This window comes from Microbulbifer sp. ARAS458-1, from assembly GCF_045348205.1.
Classification (GTDB): Bacteria; Pseudomonadota; Gammaproteobacteria; order Pseudomonadales; family Cellvibrionaceae; genus Microbulbifer.
The window spans coordinates 790087-802073 of record NZ_CP155838.1 but is presented as its reverse complement, the minus strand read 5'-3'; the positions used below and the strand labels follow the sequence as shown (position 1 = coordinate 802073).

The 11987-nt window shown below is 58.7% G+C and carries 11 protein-coding genes; 2 read left to right on the top strand and 9 right to left on the bottom strand.

The annotated features are described in order from the left end of the window. Positions 1 to 143: 143 nt before the first annotated feature. Positions 144 to 944: an FKBP-type peptidyl-prolyl cis-trans isomerase gene (locus AAFH99_RS03235; protein WP_043319955.1), complete on the bottom strand. Its 801-nt coding sequence runs from the start codon at positions 942 to 944 to the stop codon at positions 144 to 146. Between the two features lie 465 nt (positions 945 to 1409). Here AAFH99_RS03235 and AAFH99_RS03230 point away from each other — a divergent pair, with 465 nt between their 5' ends. Then, positions 1410 to 2420 carry a histidine kinase gene (locus tag AAFH99_RS03230; RefSeq protein ID WP_406828626.1) on the top strand — a complete coding sequence of 337 codons (1011 nt, stop codon included), beginning with the start codon at positions 1410 to 1412 and terminating at the stop codon, positions 2418 to 2420. A gap of 8 nt (positions 2421 to 2428) precedes the next feature. Here the strand turns inward: AAFH99_RS03230 and AAFH99_RS03225 are convergent, their stop codons facing one another. After that, the gene (locus tag AAFH99_RS03225) at positions 2429 to 2980 is read right to left on the bottom strand and encodes a TIGR02444 family protein (RefSeq protein ID WP_231491948.1); all 552 of its coding nucleotides are present in this window, start codon (positions 2978 to 2980) and stop codon (positions 2429 to 2431) included. A 69-nt stretch (positions 2981 to 3049) separates the two neighbouring features. Between AAFH99_RS03225 and AAFH99_RS03220 the strand changes: the two genes are divergently transcribed. Beyond that, positions 3050 to 4969, top strand: a complete 1920-nt coding sequence (locus tag AAFH99_RS03220) for an ABC-F family ATP-binding cassette domain-containing protein (protein ID WP_406828625.1) — start codon at positions 3050 to 3052, stop codon at positions 4967 to 4969. A gap of 27 nt (positions 4970 to 4996) precedes the next feature. On the opposite strand, the gene AAFH99_RS03215 is transcribed toward AAFH99_RS03220, so the two are convergent. From AAFH99_RS03215 to ftsY, 7 genes are all read right to left on the bottom strand, one after another. Continuing rightward, positions 4997 to 5821, bottom strand: a complete 825-nt coding sequence (locus AAFH99_RS03215) for an outer membrane beta-barrel protein (protein WP_406828624.1) — start codon at positions 5819 to 5821, stop codon at positions 4997 to 4999. Between the two features lie 90 nt (positions 5822 to 5911). After that, positions 5912 to 6649 carry a tRNA (guanosine(46)-N7)-methyltransferase TrmB gene (gene trmB, locus AAFH99_RS03210; protein WP_051687266.1) on the bottom strand — a complete coding sequence of 246 codons (738 nt, stop codon included), beginning with the start codon at positions 6647 to 6649 and terminating at the stop codon, positions 5912 to 5914. 206 nt (positions 6650 to 6855) lie between these two features. Further along, the gene (locus AAFH99_RS03205; protein WP_406828623.1) at positions 6856 to 7233 is read right to left on the bottom strand and encodes a DUF423 domain-containing protein; all 378 of its coding nucleotides are present in this window, start codon (positions 7231 to 7233) and stop codon (positions 6856 to 6858) included. A 262-nt stretch (positions 7234 to 7495) separates the two neighbouring features. Further along, positions 7496 to 8350: an RNA polymerase sigma factor RpoH gene (gene rpoH, locus AAFH99_RS03200; protein WP_043319951.1), complete on the bottom strand. Its 855-nt coding sequence runs from the start codon at positions 8348 to 8350 to the stop codon at positions 7496 to 7498. A gap of 410 nt (positions 8351 to 8760) precedes the next feature. Next, a complete protein-coding gene (ftsX, locus tag AAFH99_RS03195) occupies positions 8761 to 9774 on the bottom strand; it encodes a permease-like cell division protein FtsX (protein WP_051687265.1) in 1014 nt (337 codons plus the stop codon). Further along, positions 9758 to 10441, bottom strand: coding sequence for a cell division ATP-binding protein FtsE (gene ftsE, locus AAFH99_RS03190; RefSeq protein WP_043319950.1), 684 nt, complete (start codon positions 10439 to 10441; stop codon positions 9758 to 9760). The genes ftsX and ftsE overlap by 17 nt, the downstream gene beginning before the upstream one ends. A gap of 224 nt (positions 10442 to 10665) precedes the next feature. Further along, positions 10666 to 11955 (bottom strand): signal recognition particle-docking protein FtsY, encoded by a 1290-nt coding sequence (ftsY, locus tag AAFH99_RS03185; RefSeq protein WP_406828622.1) that lies wholly within the window; start codon positions 11953 to 11955, stop codon positions 10666 to 10668. Positions 11956 to 11987: the final 32 nt, after the last annotated feature.

Below are 11987 nucleotides of genomic sequence, written 5' to 3'. Positions count from 1 at the left end.
CGCGCCCGCCACCCAATCAAAAAGACCAGCCTCAAATGAGGCTGGTCTCATGACTGTCAAACTGTGGGACAGCAGTGGGCTCAAAGCCCCTTTTTTAATGACTGCGGAAATCCGCAGTCATGCGCTAGGTCGTCAATTACCGATTATTCGGTCGCCTGATCTTCCGCGCCGTCTTCTTTAACCGCCTCTTCTTCGGCTGCGCCTTCGTCGCCACCGACATTGGCTTTATGCAGCTCCACCTCAAACACCAGGGTAGAGTTCGGGCCAATCATGCCGCCCGCACCACCCGGACCGTAAGCCAGGTCAGAGGGAATGTAGAGTTCCCACTTGGCACCCTCTTTCATCAGCTGCAGCGCTTCGGTCCAACCTTTGATCACACCTTTAACCGGAAACTGGACCGGTTTGCCGTTTTTGTACGAGCTGTCAAACTCGGTTCCGTCGATCAGGGTGCCCTTATAATCCACTTCCACAACACTGGATTCACTCGGGCTCGGGCCAGTACCTTCAGTAATAATCTTGTACTGCAGGCCAGAGTCGGTGGTCTGCACACCGTCTTTCTTGGCGTTCTCTTCGAGGAACTTCTTACCTTCTTCCAGGTTCTTTTCCGCAGATGCCTTGAACTCTTCTTCCTGCTTGGCCATCAGCTCTTTCTGCTTGGCCTGCATATTCTCCTGGAATACCTGGATAACCTGCTGCTTCTCTTCATCGTTGAGGCGGGACTCACGACCACTGGCGACATCTTCCAGCGCCATGGCAACGATTTTAGGGTCCAGAGCAACTTCCTGGCTCTTCAGGCGGTTGGCCATATCTTCGGCAATGATATAGCTGACTTTCTGCTCCTGGGATTCCAGCTTGATATCTGCGGAGCCCGCAGACTCCTCCTTGTTACAGCCGACCAGTGCAATACCCAGAGCAATCGCAGCAGCCAAAGAAGTTTTATTCATGAGAATTGTCTCTTAATTTCCGTGAAGCATTTATTTGTATGAGAGGGTTCCACCCTTCTCTGCTGTTTTACACCCTGACTCTGTCACACATTGTGCGGCAGATCACAGTACCGCAAGCGGGTCCAGCGACAGCCAAGTCTAACCCATGCAGGGAGAGGCTGCACACCACCGGTCCAGGTAATGCAGGGATTCCAACTGAGACCGCAACGGCTCGCTGTTGTTTCATTTTCCTGACAGCGGCCATCCTCGACTTACGCGAGAGAAACACCTGAAAAACGCCGTGAGCCTATCCTGATAACACAGGGATGCACTTCCGAAATAACAACGCTATTATCAGCGTTCAACCCCGTTTTTTCACAGGAAGTTCGCTGGCAGAGAGGTGGTTCTGCTATCAATAAACTAGAAGTGTCGGGGTTTCTTTCAAGAGCATTCCCACAACCCGTTTCAACCGCAGGATTTTGAACCATGGCCGCCAAACGCAAAGTCGCCAGTTCCGTTGAGGATCTGGAAAAACAGATCGCCAAGATTACCACCCAACTCGAAAAAGCACGGGCCAAGGAAGCGGCCGATGCCGACAAAGCCCTGGCCAAAGCCACCAAGGAATCCGACAAGGCACAGGCTCAAGTTAAAAAAGCCAAGGCGAAGCTCGCCACTGCACGTGCTAGCGCGAGCAAGGCAAAAACTCCGGCGGCCAAAACCTCCGCCAAGAAAAAAGTTGATGCCGCAAAGGCCGCCGTTGCCAAGGTTGAAAAGGTTGCCAAAGAGGCCGCCCAATCCCTGGCCGATTCCCGTTCAGTCGCAGCGGCTACCAAGCTGGCCGAGAAGACCGCCAAAACAGTGAAAAAAGCCGGCGAAGCCGCCGCGAAAAAGGTAATGGCAGCAAGCAAGCCGAAGAAGAAAAAGGCCGCTAGCGCCAAGAAGTCTGCAGCAGCCAAACCCGCTGCAGAGAAGAAAGCCACAGTAAAGAAACCAGCTACCAAGAAGGCCACCGCCAAAAAAGCGGCCACCAAGAAAGCCGCACCCAAAAAAGCGGCAGCCAAAAAGGCACCCGCAAAAAAATCTCCGGTGCAGAAAGCAGCCACAGATAAAGCCGCGCCCAAGAAGGCCGCACCTAAAACAAAGGCCGCTGAGAAAACTGATGTGAAGAAGACATCAAGCAAGAAGGCAGCGCCGAAAAAAGCCGCCAAACCGACCTCTGAGGCGAAGCCTGCACAGAAGTCTAATGGTGCCGCGACGGCCAAACCCGCTACTCAGCCGGTCACTCCCACCGCGAAACCCGCTAGCACCCCAGCGCCAGAAAGCCCCGCACCGGTAATGGGCAAAACCTCAGAGCCAAAGCCTCTGGTGCCCGAGTCCAGCCCTGCTGCCGCCAATCCGGTCACTCCCAGCATTACCCCGACCACGCCGCCTAACAGCCTGTTTGCCACAGAAGAGAATCCGCACTACGGCCCGGAAGAGCACAAACACAAGCACTAACTAAACCCTCAGAGGGTAACGCCGGGAATACTGCCTCCGCGCGGATCCCGGCCCGCATCGCTCTCGCGGACACTACCGGCAGCACTATAGGCATCGATCAGGCCCGCCCAGCGGGCCTGATCTTTTTGCATCAAGCCATATTGCTCGCCCGCAAGTGCCAAGGGCGAGCGGGTCTCCGGCCAGGCTTCACCATTCAGCTTCCACAGTGCCGCCAACTGCCGTTGCTCCATACGAATCTCACAGCGCTTGCACCATTCGTATACCCGGCTGTGCCTGTTGAGCCGCCCCAGCAGACGGCGCAGGTTGCGCACGCTGTTGATCATGCGCCGACGTGGCGCCAGACCGCGATCTGCTACACGCCAGCTCTCATCGCTCAACTGACGGCCACAGGCGCTGGTATAACTGGCCCAAAGCATCAGGCACACATCTGCGCCCTTGCTGTCCTGGCAGTCAAGCAGGAACTCGGCCACCGACGGCTGTCGATAAAACTCCAGACTGAACTGCCACAGGGGGTTCTGCAAAGGGCAGGGTGGCGGTGATGGCTGTGCGGTTTCTGTCACGATAGAATCCCGGCGGTTTGTTATAGCCGATAGCCTAGTCAAATTTAGGCGAATTCAAAGAGGTTTCCATTGATTAATCTGCAAGGCGTATCGCTGCAGGTGGGCGGGCGCGACCTGCTCAACGACGCCAGCTGCCGTATTTTCCCGGGACACAAGGTGGGCGTCATCGGCGCCAACGGTTGCGGCAAGTCGACCCTGTTCAAAATGCTGCTGAAACAGCAGGATAGTGATGCGGGCAGTGTAGAGGTGCCTTCCGGCTGGGAGATTGCACATATGGCGCAGGAGATCTCCGCCACCGACCAGAGCGCCCTCGACTATGCGCTGGACGGTGATCACCGCCTGCGCGCGCTGCAGCGGGAGCTGGATGCCGCCGAGGCGGATGGCAGTGACGGCAAGCACATCGGCGAACTGCACGAGCGCATGGCGGCCATCGACGGCTACAGTGGTCCGGCCCGCGCCGCGCAGTTGCTAGACGGGCTTGGTTTCTCCCACGAGGATCAGCAGCGGCCGGTCAAGAGCTTCTCCGGCGGCTGGCGCATTCGTCTGAACCTGGCGCGGGCACTGATGTGCCCGGCGGATCTGCTGCTGTTGGACGAACCCACCAACCACCTGGATCTGGATGCGACCCTGTGGCTGGAACAGTGGCTGCAACGGTTCCCGGGCACCCTGTTGATCATCTCCCACGACCGGGATTTTCTCGATGCGGTAGTGGACGGCATCATCAGCTTCGAGCACCAAGATCTGGTGCTCTACAGCGGCAACTACACCGCGTTTGAACGGGCCCGTGCCGAGCGCCTGGCCCAGCAGCAGGTACAGTACGAGAAACAACAGGCGCAGCGCGCGCACATGGAAGACTTTGTGCGGCGCTTTCGGGCAAAGGCTACCAAGGCCAAGCAGGCCCAGAGCCGTCTGAAGGCGCTGGACCGCATGGCGGAAATCGCCCCCGCCCACGTGGATTCCCCATTCCGTTTTCGCCTGCCATCCTCCGACAAGGTGTCGAACCCGCTAATCGATCTGCGCCAGGCGGAGATCGGCTACCCCGGCAAGACCATTCTGCCACGGGTGGAAATGGGTATTCAGCCCGGCCGCAGAATCGGCCTGCTCGGGCCGAACGGCGCGGGCAAGTCGTCTCTGATCAAGACCCTGGCCGGGGAGATCCCCCTGATCAATGGCGAACGCCAATGCGGCGAGCATCTGAAAATCGGCTACTTCGCCCAGCACCAGCTGGAAGCGCTGGACTCCAAAGCTTCGCCGCTGCTGCATGTGCAGCGCCTGTCACCCACCGCCAGTGAGCAGGAGCTGCGGGATTTCCTCGGCGGCTACGGGTTTATTGGCGATCGCGTGTTCGAGCCGGTGGGCGGCTTCTCCGGCGGTGAAAAGGCACGGGTGGCACTGGCACTGCTGGCGTGGCAAAAACCCAATCTGTTACTGCTCGATGAGCCCACCAACCACCTGGACCTGGAGATGCGCCACGCCCTGACCCTGGCGCTGGCGGAGTTCCCTGGTGCGGTGATCCTCGTATCCCACGATCGCCACCTGCTGGCGAATACCACTGACGAATTTATCCTGGTGGCCGAGGGCCGCGCGGAGCCGTATGACGGGGACCTGGACGACTACAAGCAGTGGCTGCTGGCTTTCAAGCGCGAGGAGAAGCGCCAGAGCGGCAGTGAAGCGGGCTCTACCGACACGGCTACCAAACCGGTGGAAGACAAAAAGGCCCAGCGCCGCGCCGCGGCGGCACTGCGTGAACAGCTGAAACCGCTCACCAACAGACTCAAGAGTATTGAGCAGAAGATGGCGAAGGCGGAGAAAGAGGTGCAAAACCTGGAAGAAAAGCTGGCGGATGAAAGCCTCTACAGTGGCGGTCAACAGGAAGAAATAACCCGCCTGACCAGGGCTCAGGGAGAGGCAAAAGAGTCTCTGGAGGAATTGGAGATGGAGTGGCTGGAAGTTTCCGAGGCGCTGGAGGCTGCCCGCGCGGGAGAATAACTCATCGCCCGGCGGACATTCGAGATTTCATTTGGAGAAGTCGTTGGGATCGTAGGCTTCCCGCTGGCAGCCGTCAAAATTGACCGCCACCCCCATCGGCGTGCCCGGGCACTGATCCAGATAGTCCGGCACACCGTCGCCATCGCTGTCGATGGGGCAGCCACGGGCATCCACATCTATCCCCGGTGGGGTCTGCGGGCATTCATCCAGATTGCTGTAAATGCCGTCGCCATCCCAGTCCCGCGGCGCTATTTCATCCTGCCATTGGTAACCGATGGCAAAACTCACGAAGCTATCCAGCCCGCCTTCTTCAACGCCCTGAAATCCACGCACATCGCCCCGCATCTGCCAACGGGGCAGAAACTGGTATTTCACACCGGCGCCAAAGTTGACCATCGTCTGACGCTGGTGCCAGTCGTCCGGGTACCCGTAGGTGTCCTCATCGATGCGTAGCTCACCGGCACCCATTACCACATAGGGCTGCCAATCGAAGTTTCCACAGAACTGGCCCGCGAACTGGTACATCAGGTCGAGGTGATAGTTCTGCACGCCAACGTCTTCGCGGGTGTCACGGACATTGACGCTGAAATAATCGTACACGCCTTCGATGGCCCAGCGGTCGGTAATGTTGTAGCCGAAGCCGATACCGCCTCCGGAGCTGTCGTCCAGCTCAAATCCGAAGTAGGGCGTGCCATCGAGACGCTGGTCGTCAAACCAGTACTGTCCGGCGTTAAGATACAGATTGAGTGTGCCTTCCTGATCGGCCAGGGTCGGTCCGCTCAGCAGGAGCAGTGCACCGCCCAGTAGTAAGGCGCGCATTTGATTTGAGACGAGGGTGGGGCTTGTTGTCATTGTTGCTCCGGAGCATCCATTTACCGGTAGACAGAAGATAGCACAGCGGGCCGGGAGTTATTTCCTATCTGACCCGCGGTGTTTGTCGGCTTATTTCCTTTTGTAGAGCAGGTCCCACACACCGTGGCCCAGCCGTTCGCCGCGACGCTCGAATTTGGTTTGCGGCCTGAAGTCGGGGCGCGGGGCGTAGTTGCCTTTGCCTGCGGTATTTTCCAGTAACTCCTCCGCTTCGAGCACTTCGAGCATCTGCTCGGCGTAGTTTTCCCAATCGGTGGCCATGTGCATGAGGCCGCCGGGTTTCAGTTTGCTACACAGGAGTTTTACAAACTCCGGTTGCACGATGCGCCGCTTGTTGTGCTTCTTTTTGTGCCAGGGATCGGGGAAGTACAGTTGGAAGCGGTCGAGGCTGGCGTCGGGAATACAGTCGTTGAGCACGTCGATGGCGTCGGCCATATACACCCGCAGGTTTTTGATTTCGTCTTTGCCAGCGTTGTTGATCAGGCGACCGACCCCGGGCGGGTGGACTTCGATGCCGATAAAGTCTTTGTCGGTTTCGGCTTGGGTCATTTCCAGCAGGGAGTCGCCCATGCCGAATCCGATTTCCAGCACCACCGGCGCCTCGCGGCCGAAGATTTCTTTCGGGTCGATGGCGCCGTCGTACAGGGACAAACCGAACGGGCCCCAGTAATTATCAAATGCCTTGCGCTGCCCCTCGGTCATACGCCCGCCGCGAATCACGTAGCTGCGGATGGATTTCTTTTTGAATTCGGTGCGGTAGGGGAAGTCTTCTTCCTCGTTACCTTGTTCGTTGTTGGGTTCTTCTTGCATTCTTTACCTCTGAGCTTCGTAGCTTTTGGGTGCTCCGTAGCAGATGATGGGGCGGCCCAGCACCGGGTATGGGGTTTCAGAACCGCTGTGAACCCATCCTTGGGCGCTGCGGCGGCGACGTCCTGTCGCCGACGCTTCTGAAACCCCATCCCCGGCACTCGGCCTTCAATTCAAATTTCTGTGCTCTTACCGCCTTCGGTTGGCAGTTATTTTCCGTAATTCAGCGCGGCGATAAACAGTGCTATCCAGCCGCCGATCAGCAGGGTGCCGCCCAGCGGGGTGATGGGACCCAAGATTCTGGGGCCACCGAAGGTCAGGCCATAAAGGCTGCCGGAGAAAAACAGGATCCCGATAGCAAACAGGGCGCCACTTACAATCAGCGAGGTTTTTGCGCCGATCTGATGAATCAATACCGCCACGGCAATCAGGGCCAGGGCGTGAGTCATCTGATAGTGCACACCGGTTTTATAGGCTTCCAGAAGGTTCTCTGCGACTTTGTCGCGCAAGCCATGGGCGCCAAAAGCACCGAGAACAACTCCGGTGCCGCCAAAAAATGCGGCGAGCAGTAAATACAATTTAGCCATCGTTATTCCTTTCTAACTGGCTTACGAAGATCAGCAGTCAAAATCTAAGGTGAGGTACCGGGTATTTGTTTTCGGAAGCGTCGGCGACAGGGACGTCGCCGACGCAGCGTACAGGGATGTATTCACAGCGGTTCCGAAAACAAATACCCGGTGCCTCACCGCCACCAAACCGGCTTCAAAGCAAATACCACGGAACCAAGAGCCAGATACGAAAAAACCGCGCCAGTAGCGCGGTTCTTGAATCCGGTCAGTGAGAAGGCTATCAGGCCTCCATCGCCACCCGGACCTTTTTCATGGCGTTTTTTTCAAGCTGGCGGATTCGCTCAGCAGAAACACCGTATTTGTCGGCCAGCTCGTGCAACGTCGCCTTGGACTCGCTCAACCAGCGCGCCTCGATAATATCGCGGCTGCGATCGTCCAGCTGCTCCATCGCGGCAGTCAGGTTGTTTACACTGGTTTCCTGCCAGTTATCGTTTTCCAGCATGGTCGCCGGATCGTAACGGCGGTCTTCCAGGTAATGGGCCGGCGCCTGCCACGCGGAATCTTCGTCGTCGTCCACGCCGGCATCGAAGGCCGCATCGTGGGCCGCCAGGCGACCTTCCATATCGTGTACATGCTGCACATCCACATTCAGCTCAGCGGCAACGCGCTTGGCTTCATCGTTAGTCAGCCACGCCAGCTTCTTCTTCTGGCCACGCAGATTGAAGAACAGCTTGCGCTGCGCCTTGGTGGTCGCGATCTTGACGATGCGCCAGTTGCGCAGGATGAACTCGTGAATCTCCGCCTTGATCCAGTGCACCGCAAAGGACACCAGACGCACACCCTTTTCCGGGTTGAAGCGCTTCACCGCCTTCATCAGACCCACGTTACCTTCCTGAATCAGGTCACCCTGATTCAGGCCGTAGCCGGAGTAGGATTTGGCGATATGCACCACAAAGCGCAGGTGAGACATCACCAGTTGGCGGGCCGCCTCGAGATTCTGGTGATAATAGAGATCTTCCGCGAGTTTCTTTTCTTCCTCGGCGGAGAGTACCTCGAAGCCGCTGACCGTCTGAATGTAGGCGTTCAGGTTCGCGCCCGGTGACAGTGTATGAATCGGCTGTAAGCTGGTTCCCATTCAGGATTCTCCTCGTAGCTCTTGTTGCCCCGCTTGGCACTTGCTGCTTGGACTCTTTCCTACCAAGACCAGTAGTTTGCGGCGGCTTGCCTGTTCCGGCCCTGAACCGACTGCACCTTCTTGTGGATTGCGGTCAGTTTTTAAGCGGCACCGGGAGAGCAAAGTTGGCCACAGTGTAGCACCCGCAACGGGAAATGGAACCCCGTATGCAGAAGGCCGGTAAACCGCGCCAGCCCTTGATTTCCGGGTGATTAGAGCGGTTATCCACAGGGGAAGTTCCACGCTTTACGATCCTTGACTGACCGTGTGGTCAGAACAACTTCTGGCAGGCTTTCCGCATCCACCGACTCAACCGAGCGGGCCGGGCGGTCTTGTAGGGTGGATAAGCGCAGCGCATCCACCAATTGGACTCAACGGGGCTGAATCGCCGAAATATGCCGCGCCACCGCCAGCCAGGCGCCGGTCAGACCTAACAGAGCCGCGCCACCGGCCAGGCCCGCCAGGTAGGTGAAACCGGGTCCACCGAGGCGGAATCCACTGCCGTAGAGGTTCGCCAGCCCCCTCACCGGCCCCGCCAGCAACCAGACCCCGAGGCTCACCAGCAGCCAGGCAATCAGCCCACCGACAAGACCGTACACCAGCCCCGTGTACAGGAAGGGCCGGCGCACGAAGGCATCCGTCGCCCCCACCAGCTTCACCACCAGAATCTCGTCCCGGCGGTTCTCGATATGCAGACGGATACTGTTCACCACCACCAGCAGAACTCCCAGCGCCAGCAGAAATGCCAGCCCCAGACTCATGCGGCGACCCAATTCGGTCAGATTCGCCAGCCGCTGTACCCAGGCCATATCCAGCACCACCGAGTCGGTCAGCGCACTCGCGCGCAATCGCTCCGCCAGGAATTCGAGGGACGCGCTATCAGAACCCCGCGGCCGCACCAGCAACACCGCCGGCAGCGGATTGCTGTCCATGCCAATCAACGCATCACCGAGACCAGACGACTGTTGAAACTCCGCCAGCGCCTGCTCAGGGGAAATATACGTCACCTCGGCTACCAGCGGATCACCGCGCAGATTGTCGGCAAAAGACGTTACTGCACTCTCCTTGGCGCGCTTGTGCAGAAAAACCGAGATCTGCGGCTGTCCATCCCAGCCGGCCACCGCCTTCTGGAAGTTGGTAAGTCCCAACTGCAGTGCCGCCGGTAGCGCCAGCGCAATGGCAATCACCAGCGCCGTCATACCGCTGGACATGGGCGAGGCAAAAAAACGCACCCAGGACTCCCGCCACATCTCCCGGTGATGACCCAGCCAGCTGCCGAATCTGTCACCCATACCGGTGCGCGCGGTTACCGCGCCGGTAGAGCGGGCGCGTTCGGGGGCTTGCGGTTGGGTTCTTGCGGGTGAAGGTTTAATACGCTGGTTCACGGCTCGGGTATCCGTCGTAGATCAATTGGCCCTGCTGCAGGGTCAGCACCCGCTGGCGCATGCGCGCAATCAGCTCCAGATCGTGGCTCGCAATCAGCACCGTCGTGCCCACCGCATTGAACTGTCGGAACAGCCCCATGATCTCCTCCGACAGCTGCGGGTCCAGGTTACCGGTCGGCTCATCCGCCACCAGCAGCGCCGGCTTGTTCACCACCGCCCGCGCAATCCCCACGCGCTGCTGCTCACCGCCGGAGAGCACAATCGGATTCTGCTTCTCCTTGTGCAGCAGCCCCACCTTGTCCAACGCCGCCCGCACCCGCCGGCCCACCTCGCGCTTGCTACAACCAGACACGGAAAGGGGCAGCGCCACGTTGTCAAACACACTGCGATCAAACAGCAATTGGTGGTTCTGGAATACGATGCCGAGATTGCGGCGATAGTAGGGAATCTGACCGTTGCGCAGCCGGTTCAGGTTCTGGCCGCCAACAATGATGCTGCCGCGGGTAGGGCGCTCGATGGCGGTGAGAAGTTTCAGCAGGGTACTTTTGCCGGCACCTGAATGACCGGTGAGAAACACCATCTCCGCGCGATCGATCTCCAGGCTGACACGCCCCAGGGCATCCTGGCCGGATTCGTAGCGTTTATTGACGTTATCAAACTGGATCATGAGCGCATTTTTGTTGTTTTTTGATTAAGCAGTCGCACATAGCCACAGAATTCACAGAGCTATGCGCGCAGGCGCTGATATCGGGTAAAGCTTTCTGAGACCTTCAAAAACAGGATGTTTTTGCAGAGCCCCCATGGATGGGTTCACGGCGTGTCTCAGAAAGCTTTACCCGGTAGCAGCGCCGCCACCAAACTCTCCGAGAAAGAGCCACGAACCCTAAAAAATCACCCCTGAGCGCGATTAAACAGCGCCGCTACAAAGTCCTTGGCCACAAACGGCTGCAAGTCCTCTGCCTGCTCCCCGACGCCAATAAAGCGTACCGGAATCCCCAGCTTCTGCGCCAGCGCGAAAATCACCCCGCCCTTGGCCGTACCATCAAGCTTAGTCAGCACCAGACCGGAAACCCCCGCAGAATCCTTGAAGGTCTCCGCCTGGGACAGCGCGTTCTGCCCGGTCCCCGCATCCAGCACCAGCAACACCTCGTGGGGCGCCGAACCGTCCAGCTTGCCCATCACCCGGCGCACCTTCGACAACTCCTCCATCAGATTGGACTTGTTGTGCAGGCGACCCGCAGTATCCGCAATCACCACATCCACACCCCGGGACTGCGCAGACTGTATCGCATCAAAGATGACAGAGGCGCTATCGGCACCCGTATGCTGGGCCACCACCGGCACATTGTGGCGCTGACCCCATACCTGCAGCTGCTCCACCGCAGCTGCGCGGAAAGTATCACCGGCCGCCAGCATCACCGACTTGCCCTCATTCAGGAAGCGGTGCGCCAGCTTGCCGATCGTCGTCGTCTTGCCCACACCGTTCACACCCACCACCAGGATCACAAACGGCTTCTTTGCCTGATCGATGGCCAGCGGCGCCTCCACCTTGTCCAAGAGCCCCGCCAGTTCTTCCTGCAGCGCCTTGTACAGCGCCTCGCCATTGGACAGCTCACGGCGGGAAACTCGCTCGGTCAGGCGATCAATGATCTCGGTGGTGGCATCTACACCCACATCCGCCATCAGCAGCTGGGTCTCCAGTTCCTCCATCAGATCTTCATCGATCTCCTTGGCGCCCAGGAACAGATTGCCCATGCCCTCGGCAAACTGGCTGCTGGTGCGGGACAGGCCGCGGCGGATGCGGGCGAAAAAGCCCTCTTTTTTGGGTTTTTCCTGCTCTTTCGCGGGAACTGGAGCCACTGCGGCTGGCGCTTCCGGCGTGGCAGCAACCGGTGCCTCCGGCGCAGGAGTAACTTCCACCTCCGCCAGCGGATCAAATCCGGATTCCGGTGCTTCTTCTGCCGAGAGCGTCTCTGCTACCGCGTCATCACCCGTCTCCTGCCCCACTTCCTCGCGCGCCTCTTCAGCTCTCGCTTGTTCCGCGGGCTCGGCCTTCAGGTTCTCCGGAATCTCAAACTCATCCGCTTCATCGAACAGCGGGTTCTGAACCTCTGTCGAGGAGGCAGCCTCCTCAGCGGGCTGGTCCTCGGGCTTCTTCTTGCGCAGAAAATCAAAAATCATCGGGTGTGGATTCTTCGAAGGAAAAGGGTGAC